Below are 17797 nucleotides of genomic sequence, written 5' to 3' on the forward strand. Positions count from 1 at the left end.
CGCGCCGGACGGCGGGAGCCCCTCAGGCCTTGCCGAACAGGTCGCGGGGGAAGGCGCCCGCGGCGACGGCCCGCTTGACGAATCCGCCGCCCAGTTCGGCGAGCCGGGCGAGGCCCTGGGCGCCGAGGTGTTCGTACGGGGCCTCGTCGAGCCGGTCGGTCTCGGTCTCCAGGCGTTCGCGGACGGACCTGCCCTCGTCGGTGAGCTCGCCGTCGGGGTCGAGGATGCCGCGGGCGCGCAGCCGGGCGGCGGCGGCGTCGAGGTCGTCCTGGTGCCAGCCGCGGATGCTCTTGACCCACTTCGGGGTCATGCCGCGGCCGGTGGCGGTGTGGCTGACCAGGGCCTCCAGCGGGTCGAGGCCGGTGAGGAGGAGGGCGGCGAGGTGGCCGTCGCCGCGGTGCTCGCGCAGCAGGGTGGTGGCGTGCCACAGGCGCAGGTGCGGCTCCTCGGGGACGGGCAGGTCGGCGTGGGCGGCGTAGAGGGTGCGGGCGTGCCGGGTGCAGCCCTCGGTGGCGCGCACGGCCAGGTCGGCGGCCTCGGCCAGCTCGGGCGAGTCGATGACCTCCGGGCCGAGGAGGCGGCGCAGGGTGGTGTCGGCGGCACGGAGCCGGGCGGCGAGGACCTGCTCGGGGGTGGCGGTGTCCCAGACGGCGGGAAGGTGCGCGGTGACCAGGTCGTGGCGGTAGTTGTAGAAGGTGGCGGTCACCACGCCGGGGCCGACGGCGCCCATGGCGGCGGACCGGGTGGCGAGGTTCACGGCGACGCGGTGGGTGATGCCGAGGGCGGCGAGCTCGGTCGCGAGGTCCGGCGAGAAGTAGATGGTGGAGTGCAGGGGGTTGACGGCGGCGTGCCAGCAGCGGCGGGCGGCGTGCGGAGGAAGCGTCATGCGCCGCAGGTTACCGACTGCTCAGTATGCCGGGTAGACCCAGGTCCGGACCGCCCCGGCGCGGCCCTCCGGCGGCTCCCCGGGGGCTGCGGCGCGCCCGCCGTTTCCGGCCTTTCTCGTACGGTGCGCGGAGTTGGGCGCGGCGCGTGCGCGCGGTCGCCGGGCCCCTCCGTACGGCGCTCCCCCGGCCTCCCGACCGGCCCGGGACCGCTCCGGGAGCCCTCCGGCGCCGCCGCCCGCCCGGGCCCGCTCACCGACCGGTGCGTCCGCTCAGCGGGGTGTGACGGCCGAATGGCGATCGTGTGACAGCAGGAGCCATGGACATGACGTGGGCGGTCACGGGTGAATACGGTCGACCGACCAGACCTTGAACCGATCTGTCTCCCCTACCACTTGGAGCTCTTCGTGCACCGCAAAGTCATCGCCCCGAGCGTCCTGGCCGCTTCCCTCCTGCTGGTGATCCCGGCGTCGGCGGCCAGTGCCGGTCCGGGCGCGGCGGGTATCGGCGATCCCTACTACCCGGCCAGCGGGAACGGCGGCTACGACGTCTCCCACTACGACCTGCGCCTGCAGTACCAGCCGAAGACGGACCTGCTGGAGGGCACCGCCACCCTCCTGACCACCGCCAAGCAGGACCTGTCCCGTTTCAACCTCGACTTCGGCCTCAAGGTGAGCGAGGTCCGCGTCAACGGGGTCAAGGCGAAGTTCGCCGCGACCGGCACCCAGGAGCTGGAGGTGACCCCCGCCCAGCCGCTCCAGAAGGGCAAGCAGTCCTCCGTCGTCGTCAAGTACGCGGGCAAGCCCTCGGAGTTCAAGGTCGACGGCTGGACGGCCTGGCAGCGCACCCCGGACGGCGGCGTGGCGGCGCAGGAGCCGGACTCGGCGATCTGGTGGTTCCCGAGCAACGACCACCCGCTCGACAAGGCCACCTTCGACGTGTCGGTCAACGTCCCGGACGGCACGCAGGCGATCAGCAACGGCGTGCTCCAGTCGCAGACGTCGAAGCTCGGCTGGACCCGCTACAACTGGCGCTCGAACAAGCCGCAGGCCACGTACCTGGCCACGCTCGCGATCGGCAAGTTCGACATCACCACCGACAAGACGGCGAGCGGTCTGCCGATCCTCAACGCCTACAGCAAGGACCTCGGCGACAATGCGGGCGCGGCGCGCGCGAGCGTCGAGCGGACCGGCGAGGTCGCGGAGTGGCTGGAGGGGGTCTTCGGCCCGTACCCCTTCAACGCGCTGGGCGGCTACGTCCCCAACGTGAGCGCGGGCTACGCCCTGGAGACCCAGACGCGGCCGTTCTACGGCCCCCGCCAGTTCCAGAACGGCGCGAACGTCTCCGTCGTCGTCCACGAGCTGGCCCACCAGTGGTACGGCGACAGCGTGTCCGTCGACAACTGGAAGGACATCTGGGTCAACGAGGGCTTCGCCCGCTACAGCCAGTGGCTGTGGTCGGAGAAGGAGGGCGAGGGCACCGCGCAGGAGCTCGCCGACTGGACCTACGCCTCGCGTCCCGCCGAGGACCCGTTCTGGCAGGTCAAGCCGGGCGACCCGGGTGCGGAGAACCAGTTCCACGGTGCGGTGTACGACCGTGGCGCGATCGCGCTCCAGGCGCTGCGGAACGAGATCGGCGACGAGAAGTTCTTCCAGATCCTCAAGGGCTGGCCGGCCGAGCGGGCCTACGGGAACGCCAAGGTCGGCGACTTCGTCCGGTACGCGGAGAAGGTCTCCGACAAGCCCCTGGCGCAGCTGTTCGAGACCTGGCTGTACACCCCGGGCAAGCCGGCCTTCGCCCCGCCGGCCGCCAAGGCCGCGGGGGCCCGTTCCCTCCAGGCCCCGGCCAAGCCGCCCGTGGAGCCGAAGTCCTGGAAGAAGATCGCCGCGACGAACACGGTCCACGACCACGACCACTGATCACGGCGGGGTCACCGGCCCCGGTCCGGCCCGCGCGCCGGCGCCCCTCAGGGGGTGCCGGCGCGCCACCGTGCCCGCGCGGCGCGGGCGATCGGCAGGTAGCGCAGCCGCTCGGGCAGCAGCGGTACGAGGATCCGCACGACCGCGCTGAACCGCCGGAGCCTGCGCTCCTGCGCGGGGGTCCACTCCAGCCCGATGGCCTCCCGCGCCTCGGGCGGCATGTACCCGACGCTGACGAAGGCGCGCAGGTGCAGGAACGCCTTCCGCAGCAGCGGCCAGGTGAGCCGCAGCATCAGGCGGACCGGCGCGGATCCGGCCACGGGCCTGGGCAGGTCCACGTCGGTGGCGACCAGTTCCCGCGCCACCGCGGTCGGCTCGATCTCCTCCGCGAGCATCCGGCGGTAGTAGACCCAGTAGTCCTCGATGCTCTGCGGCATGTCCCGGTCGTGGATGCCGAGGATCCGGCCCACCTGGAGCCACTCCCGGTAGAGCTGCCGTTCCTGGGCGGGGGTGAAGCGGCGCAGCAGGTAGCGCCCCGCGTGGAGGTAGACGGGGAAGCCGGTGGCGTGGACCCAGGAGTAGCAGGCGGGGTCGAGGGAGTGGTAGCGGCGTCCGCGGGTGTCGGTGCCCTGGATCTCCTTGTGCAGGCGGCGCACCCGGCGGCCCTCCTCCGCGGCCCCGGCTCCTCCGTACACCCACAGCTGCACCGAGCGCAGGGAGCGTTCGCCGCGCCCCCAGGGGTCGGTGCGGAAGACGGAGTAGGTGTCGACGCCGGCGCCGATGGCGGGGTGGGCGACCTGCATGGTGAAGGCGGCGGGCAGCATCAGCAGGGCGCGGACGTCCCCGGCGATGGTCCACAGCACGCCGCCGGGGGCGGGGGGCTCGGGGTCGGGGCGGCGCCCGGCCGTCGGGGTGGCGGGGGGTGCGTGGTGCGGCGTCTCCATGAAACAAGTATGCGAGCCCCAGACGGCCGTGTTCCGGACAGAAAGTCGCTGCACGGGTGTTACCCAGAGGTAACTGGTGCTGCTTGTATGACGGGCGTCGATCTTCCCCGCACTTCCCCCGCAGGAATGATGGAGACCTTCATGCTGCTCACCTCGCCCCGCTCGCGCCGCGCCGCCGCCACGGCCGTCGCCGCGGTCGCCGCCGGCGCCCTGGCCGTCACCACCGCGCCCGCCGCCACGGCCGCGGAGGGCGCCGCGGCCCCGCGGCTCAGCGTCCTGTCGTACAACGTCTTCCTGATGAGCAAGAACCTGTACCCGAACTGGGGCCAGGACCACCGGGCCGCGGAGATCCCGAAGGCGTCGTTCTACCAGGGACACGACGTGGTCGTGCTCCAGGAGGCCTTCGACAACGCGGCGTCCGACGCGCTGAAGGCCAACTCGGCCTCGAAGTACCCGTACCAGACCCCGGTCGTGGGCCGCAGCAAGAGCGGCTGGGACGCCACCGGCGGCGCGTACTCCGCCACCACCCCGGAGGACGGCGGCGTCACGGTGCTGAGCAAGTGGCCGATCGTCCGCAAGGAGCAGGTCGTCTACAAGGACGCCTGCGGCGCCGACTGGTGGTCCAACAAGGGCTTCGCGTACGTCGTGCTGAACGTGAACGGCGCGAAGGTGCACGTGGTCGGCACGCACGCCCAGTCCACCGACCCGGGCTGCGGCGCGGGCGAGGCGGCGCAGATGCGCAGCCGGCAGTTCAAGGCGATCGACGCGTTCCTCGACGCCAAGAACATCCCGGCGGCCGAACAGGTCATCGTGGCGGGCGACATGAACGTCGACTCGCGGACGCCGGAGTACGCCTCCATGCTGGCCGACGCCGACCTGGCCGGCACGGACACCCGCACGGGGCACCCGTACTCCTTCGACACCGCGCTGAACTCGATCGCGAGCTACCGCTACCCGACGGACCCGCGCGAGGACCTGGACTACGTCCTCTACCGCAAGGGCAACGCCCGCCCGGCGGGCTGGAACAACGACGTGGTCAAGGAGGAGTCGGCGCCCTGGACGGTCTCCAGCTGGGGCACCTCCTACACGTACACGAACCTCAGCGACCACTACCCGCTGATCGGCCGCTAGTGCCGTGACCGGTGCGGGTGCCCGCCGCGGCGGGCACCCGGGCCCTCCGGGTCACCGGGCCTCGTACAGCTCCTCGATCAGGGCGCCGTACTTCTCCCGGACCACCCGGCGGCGCAGTTTCAGCGAGGGCGTGAGCTCGCCGGACTCCGGGCCCCACTCGGCGGCGAGCAGCCGGTGGCGTTTGATCTGCTCGGTGCGGTTGAGCCGGGCGTTGGCGCTCTCGACCGCCCGGGCGACCTCCTCCAGGACCGCCGGGTGCGCGGCGAGCTCGTCGGGGGTGGTGGCGCCGATGCCCCGGGCGGCCGCCCAGGCGGGGGCCAGCTCGGGGTCGAGGACCAGCAGGGCGACGAGGTAGGAGCGGCCGTCGCCGTGGACCAGGGCCTGGCCGATCAGCGGGTGCTCCTTGACGGTGTTCTCCACCAGGGCCGGGGAGACGTTCTTGCCCGTGGAGGTGATGATCAGCTCCTTCTTGCGGTCGGTCAGCCAGAGGAAGCCGTCCTCGTCGATCCGGCCGACGTCCCCCGTGGGGAACCAGCCCTCGGCGTCGGAGGCGTCCTCCAGCGATCCGTCGGGCCGCAGGTAGCCGGCGAAGACGGTCGCGCCGCGCGTGAGGATCTCCCCGTCCTCGGCGACGCGCAGCTCCAGCCCCTCGATGGGGCGGCCCACCGAGCCCAGCCGGAAACCGTCCGGGCTGTTGACGGTGCACACGCCGGAGGTCTCGGTCAGCCCCCAGGCGTCCATGATCGTGATGCCCCAGCCGGCCCAGAACCGCACCACGTCGATCGGCATCGGGGCGGTGGCGCTGGCCGTCCACACGAGGCGGTCCAGCCCCGCCAGGCGCAGCAGCGGTTCCAGGACCCGCTCCCGGGCCTCGGCGTACGAGGCTTCGAGCGCGGCCGGCACCTCCTCGCCGCGTTCCCGGTGGCCGGCGCGGGCGCGGGCCAGGTCCCCCGCGTCCTCGATGGCCCGCTGCTGTTGCTCGGGCAACTGCGCGAGCACGGCCCGTACCCCGGCGGCGAGCTTCTCCCAGACCCGGGGCACCCCGAAGAACTGCACGGGGTGCAGCTCGCGGACGGCGGCCGCGACGGCGGTGGGGTCGGCGACCAGCCGGACGTGGGCGGCGCGCAGCAGGGGCAGGTAGAGGCCGAGGATCCGCTCGGCGATGTGGGCGAACGGCAGGTAGCAGATGTGCTCGGCGTGCTCGGGCAGGTCGGTGTTGCGGTCGAGGCGGACGGACTGGAGCAGGATGTTGCGGTGGGTCAGGCGGACGCCCTTGGGGTCGCCGGTGGTCCCGGAGGTGTAGACGACGGTCAGCGGGTCCTCGGGCCGGGTCTCCTGCCAGGCCTTCTCGAAGGCGTCGGGGCGGTGCAGCCGGGCGCCGCTCGCGTGCAGGGATCCGTAGGTGCGGTGCGGGCCCGCTTCGGCGGCCTCGGCGACGACGAGGCGTTCCAGGGGGACGGTGGCGTCGGCCAGCAGCGGCTCCCACCGGGCGAGTTCCCGGGCGCCCTCGACGACGGCCAGTCTGGCCCGGCTGTGGCGGGCGATGTGGGCGATCTGCTCGGGCGCGGAGGTTCCGTAGACGGTGACGGGGACGGCGCCGAGGTGGACCAGGGCGAGGTCGCTGAGCCAGTGCTCGGGGCGGTTGCCCATCATCAGCAGTACGTGTTCGCCGCGCTCGACGCCGAGGGCGGCGTATCCGGAGGCGAGGACGGCCACCTTGCGGCGGACCTCGCTCCAGGTGAGGGTCCGCCAGTCCGTCCCCTCGCGCCAGGAGAGCGCGGCGAGGGATCCGTGGTCGGTGGCGTTGCGGGCGAGCAGGGCGGGGAGGGTGATCTCTCCGGGTTGTCCGGGCAGTCGCAGGTTCGTGGTCATGGGCAGCTCCTGGCCGTTTCACATCGTTGGTGCGACAGCAATACTGTTGAACCCAAGCTGTGGAGCAGAGAGCGAGGCGCAGACGATGGCCGACCAGGCAACCGAGCCGATGCTCACCGTCGACGAGCTGGCGTCGAAGGCCGGAGTCACCGTCCGCACCGTACGGTTCTACAGCACGCGCGGGCTTTTGCCCCCTCCCGTGATCGGACCCCGTCGGGTGGGGCACTACGGCATGGAGCACCTGTCCCGGCTGGCGCTGATCGAGGAGTTGCAGCACCAGGGCATGACGCTGTCGGCGATCCAGCGGTACCTGGACGCGCTGCCGGACGACCTGAGCGCGCACGACCTGGCGATCCACCGGGCGCTGGTGGCGTCCTGGGCGCCGGACGCGGCCGAGGAGGTGTCGCGGGCGGAGCTGGAGCGGCGGGCCGGGCGGGACCTGTCGGACGGCGATCTGGAGCGGCTGGCCGCGATGAACGTACTGGCCGCCTCGGGGGACGGGTTCCGGGTGGATCCGGGGCTGCTGCGGCTGGGGGTGGCGCTGCTCGACGTACCGATCGCGCACGAGACGATCCTGGTGGCGCGGAAGCTGCTGCTGGAGCACGCGCGGACGGCGGCGCACCAGCTGACGGCCCTGTTCCGGGACGAGGTGTGGGGGCCGTTCACGGAGGGCGAGCACGATCCGGAGCGGGTGGAGTCGATGAAGGCGCTGTCCGCGCACATGCAGCCGATGGTGGTGCAGGCTCTGGTGACGGCGTTCCAGCGGTCGCTCAAGGAGGAGTTGAGGGCGGCCTTCGTCTCCGAATCCGAGTGACGGAATCCGGCGCCCGGCGTTAGGTTCGGGATCATGGCAGTCATCCACCGCACCACGCTGACCCCGACCAAGCTCGAACTCCTCGCCGGCTGGCTCCCGTCGCGCCCCTGGTACGGGGGCGGTCGGGACACCGCGTCGCTCGCCCGGGCGGGCGGGTTCCGGCTCGACGACCCCGAGGGCGAGGTGGGCATCGAGTTCCTGGTCGTCACCGACGGCGCCGGGGACGCGGCAGCGGCCCACCTGGTGCCGCTCACCTACCGCGGAGCCCCGCTCCCGGGCGCCGACGCGGGCCTGATCGGCACCTGCGAGCACGGCGTGCTCGGCACGCGCTGGGTCTACGACGGCGCCCACGACCCGGTCCTGGTCGGGCAGTTGCTCGCCCTGCTGGCGGGCGGGGCGGTCGCACAGGCCCAGAGCGAGAGCGACACCCCCGACCCGACCGTGGAGGTCCGCCCGGCGGCGCAGGGCGCGGGGGCGGGCCTGACCGGTCCCGGCCCGGTGGTGGACACCGCCGACGCCACCGTGGTCGCGGTGGGCTCGGAGGGCGGGGAGGGGCCGGCGCTGAACCTGACGGTGTCGCGGCGCCTGCGTCCCGGTCCGGCCGCGGGGGACGACGTACGAGGACAGGTGCTGGCCCGCTGGTCCGCCCCGGACGGCAGCGTACGGAGCGGCTCGTTCGCCGTCCTGCGCGAGGTGCCGCGGCTTCCGTGAGGAGGGGTCCGGCCGCCGGGACCGGCCCCGGGCCCGCCGGTGCGCGGGCCCGGAGCCGTTCCGGTCAGTCGGTGTACGTCTCGCCGCGCTCGGCCTTCGCCACCAGGGAGGCGGGCGGGGTGAAGCGCTCGCCGTACTTCTCGGCGAGTTCCCGGGCGCGGGCGACGAAGCCCGGCAGGCCGCCCTCGTAGCCGTTGACGTACTGGATGACGCCACCGGTCCAGGCCGGGAAGCCGATGCCCATGACGGAGCCGATGTTGGCGTCGGCGATCGAGGTGAGGACCCCCTCGTCGAGGCAGCGGACGGTGTCCAGGGCCTCGGAGAAGAGCATCCGCTCCTTCATGTCCTCGAAGGGGACCTCGACGCCGGGCTTGGTGAAGTGCTCGCGCAGGCCGGGCCAGATGCGGGCGCGCTTGCCGCTCTCGTCGTACTCGTAGAAGCCGCCGCCACCGCTGCGGCCGGGGCGGCCGAACTCGTCGACCATCCGGTCGATGACCGTGTCCGCCGGGTGCTGCGTCCAGGCCCGGCCCTCGGCCTCGAAGGCCTTGCGGGTCTCGTTGCGGATCTTGCGCGGGAGGGTGAGCGTGAGCTCGTCCATCAGCGAGAGCACCTTGGCCGGGTAGCCGGCCTGGGCGGCGGCCTGCTCGATCGAGGCGGGCTCGATGCCCTCGCCGACCATCGCGACGCCCTCGTTGATGAACTGGCCGATGACCCGCGAGGTGAAGAAGCCGCGCGAGTCGTTGACGACGATCGGCGTCTTGGAGATCTGGCGCACGAGGTCGAAGGCGCGGGCGATGGCCTCGTCGCCGGTCCGCTCGCCCTTGATGATCTCGACGAGCGGCATCTTGTCGACGGGCGAGAAGAAGTGCAGGCCGATGAAGTCGGCGGGCCGCTCCACGCCTTCGGCGAGTCCGGAGATCGGCAGCGTGGAGGTGTTGGAGCAGAGCAGCGCGTCGGGGGCGACGACGTCCTGGATCTCCTGGAACACCTTGTGCTTGAGGGAGGTGTCCTCGAAGACCGCCTCGATCACGGCGTCGCAGCCGGCCAGGTCGGCGGGGTCCGCGGTGGGGGTGATCCGGGCGAGGAGCTCGGCGCGCTTGGCCTCGGTGGTGCGGCCGCGGGAGAGCGCCTTGTCGAGGAGCTTCTCGGAGTACGCCTTGCCCTTGGCGGCGGCCTCGGCGGTGACGTCCTTGAGGACCACCTCGATGCCCGCGCGGGCGCAGGAGTAGGCGATGCCCGCGCCCATCATGCCCGCGCCGAGGACGGCGACCTTGCGGACCGTGCGCGGCTCGACGCCCTGGGGGCGGCTGCGTCCGGCGTTGACGGCCTGGAGGTCGAAGAAGAAGGCCTGGATCATGTTCTTGGCGGTCTGGCCGGTGACCAGCTCGGTGAAGTACCGGGCCTCGATGGTCAGCGCGGTCTCGAAGTCCACCTGGGAGCCCTCGACGGCGCAGGCCAGGATGTTGCGCGGGGCCGGGTACGGGGCGCCGTTCAGCTGCTTCTTCAGGTTGGCCGGGAAGGCCGGGAGGTTCGCGGCGAACCGCGGGTTGGACGGGGTGCCGCCGGGGATCTTGTAGCCGGGTACGTCCCAGGGCTGCTGCGACTGCGGGTTGGCGTCGATGAAGGCGTGCGCCTTGGCGAGCATCTCCTCGGGGGTGGTGGCCAGTTCGTGGACCAGGCCGTTGTCGAGGGCGCGCTGCGGGTTGTACTGGGTGCCCTGGAGCAGGACCTTGAGCAGCGCGTCGGCGATGCCCATGAGGCGGACGGTACGGGTGACGCCGCCGCCGGCCGGCAGGAGGCCGAGGGTGACCTCGGGAAGGCCGATCTTCGAGCCGGGCGCGTCGAGGGCGACGCGGTGGTGGGAGGCGAGGCAGATCTCGTAACCGCCGCCGAGGGCGGCTCCGTTGATCGCGGCGACGACCGGCTTGCCGAGGGTTTCGATGCGGCGCAGCGAGCGCTTGATCTCGGTGCCGGTGTCGAAGGCCAGCCGTGCGTCCTCGGGGCGGAGCCGGATCATGTCCTTGAGGTCGCCGCCCGCGAAGAAGGTCTTCTTCGCGGAGGTGTAGATGATGCCGCGGATGGAGTCCTTCTCGGCCTCGGCGCGGTCGGCGATCGCCGCGATGGAGTCCTTGAAGGCCTGGTTCATGGTGTTGGCGGACTGGTCGGGGTCGTCGAGGACCAGGGTGACGACGCCGGTCTCGTCCTGTTCCCAGCGGATCGTGGTGGACTCGCTCATGGTCACTGCTTTCGTTTCGGAAGGTCCGGGAGGCGGGGATACGGGACGGTTCAGAGGCGTTCGACGATGGTGGCGACGCCCATGCCGCCGCCGACGCAGAGGGTGACGAGCCCGTAGCGCTTGTCCTGGCGCTCCAGTTCGTCGACGAGCGTGCCGAGGATCATCGCGCCGGTCGCGCCGAGCGGGTGGCCGAGCGCGATGGCGCCGCCGTTGACGTTGACCTTGTCGAGGGAGAGGCCCATGTCCTTGACGAAGCGCAGGACGACGCCCGCGAAGGCCTCGTTGATTTCGACGAGGTCGATGTCGTCGATGGTCAGCCCGGCCTTGGCGAGGGCCTTGCGGGTGGCGGGGGCGGGTCCGGTGAGCATGATGGTGGGCTCGGAGCCGGAGACGGCGGCCGAGACGATCCGGGCGCGCGGGGTCAGGCCGCCCCGCTCCCCCGCCTCGCGGGAGCCGATCGCGACGAGGGAGGCGCCGTCGACGATGCCGGAGGAGTTGCCGGCGTGGTGGACGTGGTCGATCTTCTCGACCCAGTGGTACTTCTGCAGGGCGACGGCGTCGAAGCCGCCGAGGTCGCCGATGTCCGCGAAGGACGGCTTGAGCTTCGCGAGGGTGTCGGCGGTGGTCCCCGGGCGGATGAACTCGTCGTGGTCCAGGACGACCAGGCCGTTGCGGTCGGTGACGGGGACGACGGACTTCGCGAAGCGCCCCTCCTTGACGGCGGCGGCGGCGCGTTCCTGGGAGAGGGCGGCGTACTCGTCCACGTCGCGGCGGGAGAAGCCCTCGATGGTGGCGATCAGGTCGGCGCCGATGCCCTGCGGGACGAAGCCGGTGTCCCAGTTGGTCATCGGGTCGGCGAACCAGGCGCCGCCGTCGGAGGCCATCGGGACGCGGGACATCGACTCGACGCCGCCGGCCAGGACCAGGTCCTCCCAGCCGGAGCGGACCTTGGCGGCGGCCATGTTCACGGCCTCCAGGCCGGAGGCGCAGAAGCGGTTCTCCTGCACGCCCGCCACGGTGTCCGGCAGTCCGGCGGCGATGGCCGCGATACGGGCGATGTCGGAGCCCTGGTCTCCGACGGGGCCGACCACGCCGAGGACGATGTCGTCGATGGCGGCGGGGTCCAGGCCGGGGTTGCGCTCGCGCAGGGCGTGGATGAGGCCGACGACCAGGTCGATCGGCTTGGTGCCGTGCAGGGCGCCGTTGGCCTTGCCGCGGCCGCGCGGGGTGCGGATCGCGTCGTATACGTAAGCTTCGGTGCTCACTGGTCAAGCCTTTCGGAGGTTTCCAAGGGGGAGTTCGCGCAGAGGTCGCGGACGGGCCGCGGAGCCGGATCGGGCTCCTGCCCGCGGGGTCGGTCAGTCCAGCAGGGAACGGCCGATGATCTCCTTCATGATCTCGGTCGTGCCGCCGTAGATGGTCTGGATGCGCCCGTCGGTGAAGGCGCGCGCGACCCGGTATTCGGACATGTAGCCGTATCCGCCGTGCAGTTGCAGGCAGCGGTCGGCGACCCGCTTCTGGAGTTCGGTGGCCCACCACTTGGCCATCGAGGCGTGGACGTGGTCGAGTTCGCCGTTCGCGTGGTCGAGGATGCAGCGGTCGAGGAAGGTGCGGGTGACCGCGCACTCGGTGGCCATCTCCGCGATCTCGAAGCGGATGTGCTGGAGCTTGGAGAGGGGACGGCCGAAGGCCTCGCGTTCCTTCACGTACGTGCTGGTGATCTCCAGCAGGTGTTCGGCGGCGGCGATGCCGGCCATGGCGATGCCCATCCGCTCCTGCGCGAGGTTGGTCATCAGGTGGAGGAAGGCGCCGTCGAGTTCGCCGAGCAGGTTCTCCTTGGGGACGCGGACGTCGTGGAAGAACAGCTCGGCGGTGTCCTGGGCCTTCTGGCCGATCTTGTCGAGGTTGCGGCCGCGTTCGAAGCCCTCCGCGCCGCGCTCGACGACGAGCAGGGACAGGCCGTGCGCCCCGCCCTCGGGGGTGGTCTTCGCGACGACGATGACGAGGTCGGCGAGGATGCCGTTGGAGATGAACGTCTTGGAGCCGTTCAGCAGCCAGTGGTCGCCCCGGTCCTCGGCGGTGGTGCGGATCCCCTGGAGGTCGGAGCCCGCGCCCGGCTCGGTCATGGCGATGGCGGTGATGGTCTCGCCGGAGCAGAAGCCGGGCAGCCAGCGGCGCTTCTGCTCCTCGGTGGCCAGCGAGGTCAGGTAGGGGCCGATGATGTCGTTGTGCAGGCCGATGGCGAGGCCCGGGGCCCCGGCCCGGGTGAACTCCTCGGCGATGACGGCGGCGTAGCGGAAGTCGGTGTTCCCGCCGCCGCCGTACTCCTCGGGGACGGCCAGCCCGAGCAGGCCCTGGCGGCCCGCGGCCAGCCAGGCGCCGCGGCTGACGATGCCGTCCTTCTCCCACTGCTCGTAGTGCGGCAGCACCTCCTTGCCGAGGAAGGTGCGGACGGTCTCGCGGAACGCGTCGTGGTCGGCGTCGAAGATCCGGCGCTTCATCAGTGGGACTCCCTACAGCCAGTTCTTGACGGTTTCGACGAGGCGGGCCGGTTCGGGCCCCACGGGGGTGACGTTGAGCATGGTGACGCCCGCCTCCCGGAAGGCCTCGATGCGGTCGCGGACGTAGCCCTCGGGTCCGCACAGGGTCATGAGCTCGCAGAACTCGTCCGGGACGGCGGCGGCCGCGTCGCGCTTGCGGCCGGACAGGTACAGCTCCTGGATCTTGCGGGCCTCCTCGCCGTACCCGTAGGCGACGGCGAGGTCGTTGTAGAAGTTCTTGCCCGGCGCCCCCATGCCCCCGACGTACAGGGCGATCTGGGGGCGCGCGAGGTCGCGCGCCGCGGCGGCGTCCTCACCGATGGCCAGCAGTCCGCCCGCGACGGTCTCCAGCGGGCCGAGTCCGGGCGCCCGCTTGGCCGTGCCCGCGGCGAGCGCCTCGCCCCAGACCGCGCCGGCCTTCTCGGGGATGAACAGGGTGGGCAGCCAGCCGTCGGCGATCTCGGCGGTCATGGCCACGTTCGCCGGGCCGAGGGAGGCGATGTGGATGGGGATCCGGTCGCGGACGGGCCGGGTCAGGATCTTCAGCGGCTTGCCGTGCCGGCCGCCCTTCTCCGGCGGCAGCGGCATGTCGGTGATGCCGTGGTGGTCGATGGTCTCGCGGCGCCAGATGCGCCGGCACAGCTCGACGGTCTCCCGGGTCCGGCCGAGCGGCCGGTCGTACGTCTTCCCGTGCCAGCCCTCGACCACCTGCGGGCCGGAGGCGCCGAGGCCGAGCAGGGCCCGGCCGCCGGAGAGGGCGTCGAGGCCCGCGGCCGTCTGCGCGATGAGGGCGGGGGTGCGGGAGTAGACGTTGACGATGGCCGAGCCGATCTTCATCCGCTCGGTCCGCGCGGCCAGGTACCCCATGATCGTCGGGGAGTCGAAGCCCCAGGCCTCGGCGACCCAGAGGGCGTCGAGGCCGGCCGCCTCCAGCGCGGCGGCCCCGTCGGCGGCCCGCCGCGGATCGCCCGCGTAGTCGAGCATCATGGAGAGTTCCATCACGAGTCCTTCCCGAGCAGGGCCGGTACGTCCCAGTCGGCGGCCACCGACTCGGTGTGCGCACCCGGCCGCGCCGGCCCGCCGGTGACGGCGGTCGGGGTCGCGGAGAACCGGGGCGCGGGGGCGGGCTGGGTGATCCCGCCGAAGTCGGTGAAGGTGTCGCGCGCGGCGAGGTGCGGGTGGTGCGGCGCCTCGCGCAGGGACAGTACGGGGGCCACGCAGGCGTCGGTGCCCTCGAAGACGGCCGTCCACTGTGCGCGCGTCCGGGTCTTGAAGCGGGCGGCGACCGCCTCGCGCAGTTCGCCCCAGCGGGCGAGGTCCTTGCGGGCGGGCGCCCGGTCGGCGATGCCGAGGAGTTCCACGAAGGTGTCGTAGAACTGCTGCTCCAGTGCGCCGACCGCCATGTATCCGCCGTCGGAGGTCTCGTAGGTGCCGTAGAAGGGGCAGCCGCCGTCGAGGAGGTTGGCCCCGCGCCGGTCCTGCCAGCCGCCCGCGGCGACCATGCCGTGGATCATGGCGGTGAGGTGGGCGGTGCCGTCGACGATCGCGGCGTCCACGACCTGTCCGGCGCCGCCGGGGGTACGGGCGTGCCGGAGCGCCGCGAGGACACCGATGACGAGGTAGAGGGAGCCGCCCGCGTAGTCCCCGACCAGGTTGGCGGGCACGGCCGGCGGCTCGCCGGGGTTGCCGATCATGCCGAGGGCCCCGGTGACGGCGATGTACGCGATGTCGTGCCCGGCGGTGCGGGCGAGCGGCCCGTCCTGGCCCCAGCCGGTCATCCGGCCGTAGACCAGGGCGGGGTTGCGGGCGTGGCAGTCGGCCGGGCCCACGCCGAGGCGTTCGGCCACGCCGGGGCGGAACCCCTCGATCAGCACGTCGGCGCGCTCCACGAGGTCCAGCACCCGGGCCGAGCCGTCGGCGGACTTCAGGTCGATGAGCACGGACCGCTTGTTGCGGTTGGTGACGTCGTACGCCGGGTCGACCGCGAGGCCGCCGCCGCCGGGCCGGTCCACCCGGACCACGTCCGCCCCCAGGTCGGCCAGCAGCATGGCGGCGAACGGGCCCGGGCCGATGCCCGCCAGTTCGACGACGCGCACGCCCGCGAGCGGCCCGTTCCCCGCAGCCGGGCCCGTATCCGGACCTGTTCCCGGTACCGTCCCTGACCCCGTCACTGCCATCGAACCCCCAGCGTCCCTGGTGCGAGTGTGTGACACAACTGATGTAACACCAGCGATGCTAGGAACGTGTTCCACTCAGCACAAGAGCAAGCGCTTAGCCGTCTCGGCCGTTTTTGCCCGGGGCCCGATCCGGGATCCGCGCGTCGAGTTCCTTCACGTGCCGCTTGAGCGCGACCGTCCGGTAGCTCTCCTCCACCCATTCGCACAGCACCTCGGCGCCCGGCGCCCCCTTCTCCCCCAGCGGTACGGAGACCCAGCCCGCCCGGCCCAGTCCGTACCCGGTGGGCTCGGCTCCCGGGGCCGTCATGGCATGGCCGTGGAGCGCTTCGTCCTTGAGCTTCACGGACAGACCGGGCGGCTCGGGCCCGTCCGCGTTCCCCAGGAAGACGAAGATCTTCTTGTTGACCTTCACGACGGCGTCCCCGGGCCCCCACGGATGTTCCTCCACGGCCTCCGGAAGCCCCAGCGCGAACGCGCGCACCGCCTGCCACTTGCGCACCGCAGCCTTCATCGACGCCTCCTGGTTACCGCAGGTCACACCTGCCCGCACGGACAGCCGCCTCCCACGCTAGCCTCAGCCACCGAGACCAGCTGGGAGGAGCGGTTCATGAACGAGCACGTCCGGCACGGCCGGCCGCAACGGACCTACGACGTCGTACTCTTCGGCGCGACCGGATTCGTGGGGGCCCTGACCGCCGAGTACCTCGCCGTCCACGCCCCCGCCGGCTGCCGGTGGGCCCTCGCGGGCCGCGACCCCGGCAAGCTGGAGCGGCTCCGCGAGCGGCTGACCGCCCTGAACCCGGCCTGCGCCGGCCTGCCGCTGCTGCGGGCGGACGCCTCCGACGGCCCGGCGCTGCGCGAACTGGCCGCCTCCACGCGGGTGCTGGCCACGACCGTGGGCCCGTACGTCTGGTACGGCGCCGAGCTGGTCGAGGCCTGCGCGGAGGAGGGCACCGACTACGTCGACCTCACCGGCGAGCCGGAGTTCGTCGACCGGATGTACGTAGCCCACGACGCGCGGGCCCGGGAAACGGGGGCGCGGCTGGTGCACGCCTGCGGCTTCGACTCGATCCCGGCGGACCTCGGGGCCTACTTCACCGTGAGCCGGCTGCCCGAGGGGGTGCCGCTGCGCGTGGACGGGTTCGTGCGCTCCAACGCCCTCTTCTCCGGCGGCACCCTGGCCTCCGCGCTCACCGCCCTGGGCCGCGGCCCGCAGACCCTGGCCGCGGCCCGGGCCCGCCGCCTGCACGAGCCCCGGCTGCCGGGCCGCCGCGTACGGGGACCCGTGGGCGCCCCCCGGTTCAGCCGGGAGACCGGGACCTGGGCCATGCCGCTGCCCACCCTGGACCCGGCGGTCGTCGCCCGGTCGGCGGCCGCGCTGGAGCGGTACGGGCCGGACTTCCGCTACCGGCACTACGCCTCGGTCCGGCACCTGCCGGTCGCGGCCGGCGGTACGGCCGCGCTGGGCGCGACGGTGGCGCTGGCCCAGGTTCCGGCGGCCCGGCGCTGGCTGATGTCCCGCTGGGAGCCCGGCAGCGGACCGGACGCGGAACGGCGCGCGCGCAGCTGGTTCACCGTCCGCTTCGTCGGCGAGGGCGGCGGGCGGCGGGTGTTCACCGAGGTCTCGGGCGGCGACCCGGGCTACGGGGAGACGGCGAAGATGCTGGCCGAGTCCGCGCTGTGCCTGGCCCACGACGCACTGCCGCGGGCCGCCGGCCAGCTCACCACGGCGGTCGCGATGGGCGACGCCCTGCTGGACCGGCTCCAGAAGGCCGGCATCCGCTTCCGGGTGGCGGCCGAGGACTGAGCCGGGTCCGCTCCGCGCCGTCCGCCGTGCCGCGCCGTCCGCCGGCCACGCCGTCCGCCGGCCCGCTACTCCGTCGCCTCGCGCAAGGCGCGGCGGCACAGCGAGTCGGCGTGCCGGGTGGTCTCCGGGATCCGGAAGCGGGGGCTCAGCGCGAGCGCGTGGGCGCAGGCGTTGTCCAGCGTGACGCGGTGGCCCACGGACACGTAGACCGGCTTGATCCCGTCCTGGGTGCGCAGGGCCCGGCCGACGACGGCGCCGTCCGCCGCGAGCAGCGGGGAGGCGTCGGCGCGCCGGGCGCCGGGCTCCTCGTACGAGAAGGTGAAGGGGTTCTTGGCGACGCCCATGCTGGGGAGGCCGGTGACCACCCCGAGGTGGCAGGCGAGGCCGAAGCCGCGCGGGTGGGCGAGCCCGTAGCCGTCGCAGACGACGAGGCCAGGGGTGACGGGCAGGGCCTCCAGCGCGGCGAGTACGGTCGGCAGCTCGCGGAAGGCGAGCAGGCCCGGCACGTAGGGGAAGCTGACGTGCCCGACGGCGGTGGACTCGGCCACGACCGCGAGCGTGGCGGCGTCGAGCACGACGGCCGCGGCCGCGACGAGGTCGCGCTCGTCGTCGTAGGCCACGTCCACTCCGGCGATCAGGCCCGTCCCCGGTGGCGGTCCGGTCTCCGACAGCACGACGTGGTGGCGCAGTTCGTCCTGTATCGCCCGGGCCTCGGCCTCGTCGGCGGGGGTCTTCACACTCGTCATGATGGTCCGAGAGTAG

At 72.8% G+C, this 17797-nt stretch carries 15 protein-coding genes; 5 read left to right on the forward strand and 10 right to left on the reverse strand.

The annotated features are described in order from the left end of the window. Window positions 1-22: 22 nt before the first annotated feature. Window positions 23-886, reverse strand: coding sequence for an SCO6745 family protein (locus tag AC07B0_RS36720; protein ID WP_356877979.1), 864 nt, complete (start codon window positions 884-886; stop codon window positions 23-25). Between the two features lie 405 nt (window positions 887-1291). On the opposite strand from AC07B0_RS36720, the gene AC07B0_RS36725 reads away from it, so the two are divergent. Further along, on the forward strand, window positions 1292-2803 hold the full coding sequence (locus AC07B0_RS36725) for a M1 family metallopeptidase (protein ID WP_478900118.1): 1512 nt from the start codon (window positions 1292-1294) through the stop codon (window positions 2801-2803). 47 nt (window positions 2804-2850) lie between these two features. Here AC07B0_RS36725 and AC07B0_RS36730 read toward each other — a convergent pair whose 3' ends face one another. After that, the gene (locus tag AC07B0_RS36730; RefSeq protein ID WP_478863714.1) at window positions 2851-3747 is read right to left on the reverse strand and encodes an oxygenase MpaB family protein; all 897 of its coding nucleotides are present in this window, start codon (window positions 3745-3747) and stop codon (window positions 2851-2853) included. Window positions 3748-3888: 141 nt separating this feature from the next. Here AC07B0_RS36730 and sph point away from each other — a divergent pair, with 141 nt between their 5' ends. Beyond that, window positions 3889-4878 carry a sphingomyelin phosphodiesterase gene (gene sph, locus AC07B0_RS36735; RefSeq protein ID WP_356877976.1) on the forward strand — a complete coding sequence of 330 codons (990 nt, stop codon included), beginning with the start codon at window positions 3889-3891 and terminating at the stop codon, window positions 4876-4878. Between the two features lie 51 nt (window positions 4879-4929). On the opposite strand, the gene AC07B0_RS36740 is transcribed toward sph, so the two are convergent. Continuing rightward, on the reverse strand, window positions 4930-6750 hold the full coding sequence (locus tag AC07B0_RS36740) for an AMP-dependent synthetase/ligase (RefSeq protein ID WP_478900120.1): 1821 nt from the start codon (window positions 6748-6750) through the stop codon (window positions 4930-4932). An 85-nt stretch (window positions 6751-6835) separates the two neighbouring features. Here AC07B0_RS36740 and AC07B0_RS36745 point away from each other — a divergent pair, with 85 nt between their 5' ends. Continuing rightward, window positions 6836-7564, forward strand: a complete 729-nt coding sequence (locus AC07B0_RS36745) for a MerR family transcriptional regulator (RefSeq protein WP_467293299.1) — start codon at window positions 6836-6838, stop codon at window positions 7562-7564. 33 nt (window positions 7565-7597) lie between these two features. Next, a complete protein-coding gene (locus tag AC07B0_RS36750) occupies window positions 7598-8275 on the forward strand; it encodes a maltokinase N-terminal cap-like domain-containing protein (protein ID WP_478900122.1) in 678 nt (225 codons plus the stop codon). A 64-nt stretch (window positions 8276-8339) separates the two neighbouring features. Here the strand turns inward: AC07B0_RS36750 and AC07B0_RS36755 are convergent, their stop codons facing one another. From AC07B0_RS36755 to AC07B0_RS36780, 6 genes are all read right to left on the reverse strand, one after another. Then, window positions 8340-10511 (reverse strand): 3-hydroxyacyl-CoA dehydrogenase NAD-binding domain-containing protein, encoded by a 2172-nt coding sequence (locus tag AC07B0_RS36755; protein ID WP_478900124.1) that lies wholly within the window; start codon window positions 10509-10511, stop codon window positions 8340-8342. 50 nt (window positions 10512-10561) lie between these two features. Continuing rightward, entirely contained in the window at window positions 10562-11776 is a 1215-nt protein-coding gene (locus AC07B0_RS36760) for an acetyl-CoA C-acetyltransferase (protein WP_356877971.1), read from the reverse strand. Between the two features lie 93 nt (window positions 11777-11869). Then, window positions 11870-13012: an acyl-CoA dehydrogenase family protein gene (locus AC07B0_RS36765; protein WP_356877970.1), complete on the reverse strand. Its 1143-nt coding sequence runs from the start codon at window positions 13010-13012 to the stop codon at window positions 11870-11872. A 12-nt stretch (window positions 13013-13024) separates the two neighbouring features. Beyond that, complete coding sequence (locus AC07B0_RS36770) at window positions 13025-14050, reverse strand: LLM class F420-dependent oxidoreductase (protein WP_356877969.1); 1026 nt, start codon at window positions 14048-14050, stop codon at window positions 13025-13027. Next, a complete protein-coding gene (locus AC07B0_RS36775; protein ID WP_478900125.1) occupies window positions 14050-15228 on the reverse strand; it encodes a CaiB/BaiF CoA transferase family protein in 1179 nt (392 codons plus the stop codon). Before AC07B0_RS36775 ends, AC07B0_RS36770 begins: the two co-directional genes overlap by 1 nt. A 94-nt stretch (window positions 15229-15322) precedes the next feature. After that, window positions 15323-15739: an MmcQ/YjbR family DNA-binding protein gene (locus tag AC07B0_RS36780; protein WP_356877967.1), complete on the reverse strand. Its 417-nt coding sequence runs from the start codon at window positions 15737-15739 to the stop codon at window positions 15323-15325. Between the two features lie 96 nt (window positions 15740-15835). Here AC07B0_RS36780 and AC07B0_RS36785 point away from each other — a divergent pair, with 96 nt between their 5' ends. Continuing rightward, window positions 15836-17035: a saccharopine dehydrogenase family protein gene (locus AC07B0_RS36785; RefSeq protein ID WP_478900126.1), complete on the forward strand. Its 1200-nt coding sequence runs from the start codon at window positions 15836-15838 to the stop codon at window positions 17033-17035. A gap of 65 nt (window positions 17036-17100) precedes the next feature. Here AC07B0_RS36785 and AC07B0_RS36790 read toward each other — a convergent pair whose 3' ends face one another. Then, a complete protein-coding gene (locus tag AC07B0_RS36790) occupies window positions 17101-17781 on the reverse strand; it encodes an endonuclease V (RefSeq protein WP_356877965.1) in 681 nt (226 codons plus the stop codon). Between the last annotated feature and the right edge of the window lie 16 nt (window positions 17782-17797).

The sequence above is a fragment of the Streptomyces sp. NPDC044704 genome (assembly GCF_056433525.1).

What these genes read in the sequence shown, in the direction of transcription:
- AC07B0_RS36720 (WP_356877979.1), bottom strand. Translation starts at nt 886, where the DNA reads ATGACGCTTCCTCCGCACGCCGCCCGCCGCTGCTGGCACGCCGCCGTC.
- AC07B0_RS36730 (WP_478863714.1), bottom strand. Translation starts at nt 3,747, where the DNA reads ATGGAGACGCCGCACCACGCACCCCCCGCCACCCCGACGGCCGGGCGC.
- sph (WP_356877976.1), top strand. Translation starts at nt 3,889, where the DNA reads ATGCTGCTCACCTCGCCCCGCTCGCGCCGCGCCGCCGCCACGGCCGTC.
- AC07B0_RS36740 (WP_478900120.1), bottom strand. Translation starts at nt 6,750, where the DNA reads ATGACCACGAACCTGCGACTGCCCGGACAACCCGGAGAGATCACCCTC.
- AC07B0_RS36745 (WP_467293299.1), top strand. Translation starts at nt 6,836, where the DNA reads ATGGCCGACCAGGCAACCGAGCCGATGCTCACCGTCGACGAGCTGGCG.
- AC07B0_RS36750 (WP_478900122.1), top strand. Translation starts at nt 7,598, where the DNA reads ATGGCAGTCATCCACCGCACCACGCTGACCCCGACCAAGCTCGAACTC.
- AC07B0_RS36755 (WP_478900124.1), bottom strand. Translation starts at nt 10,511, where the DNA reads ATGAGCGAGTCCACCACGATCCGCTGGGAACAGGACGAGACCGGCGTC.
- AC07B0_RS36765 (WP_356877970.1), bottom strand. Translation starts at nt 13,012, where the DNA reads ATGAAGCGCCGGATCTTCGACGCCGACCACGACGCGTTCCGCGAGACC.
- AC07B0_RS36770 (WP_356877969.1), bottom strand. Translation starts at nt 14,050, where the DNA reads ATGGAACTCTCCATGATGCTCGACTACGCGGGCGATCCGCGGCGGGCC.
- AC07B0_RS36775 (WP_478900125.1), bottom strand. Translation starts at nt 15,228, where the DNA reads ATGGCAGTGACGGGGTCAGGGACGGTACCGGGAACAGGTCCGGATACG.
- AC07B0_RS36780 (WP_356877967.1), bottom strand. Translation starts at nt 15,739, where the DNA reads ATGAAGGCTGCGGTGCGCAAGTGGCAGGCGGTGCGCGCGTTCGCGCTG.
- AC07B0_RS36785 (WP_478900126.1), top strand. Translation starts at nt 15,836, where the DNA reads ATGAACGAGCACGTCCGGCACGGCCGGCCGCAACGGACCTACGACGTC.
- AC07B0_RS36790 (WP_356877965.1), bottom strand. Translation starts at nt 17,781, where the DNA reads ATGACGAGTGTGAAGACCCCCGCCGACGAGGCCGAGGCCCGGGCGATA.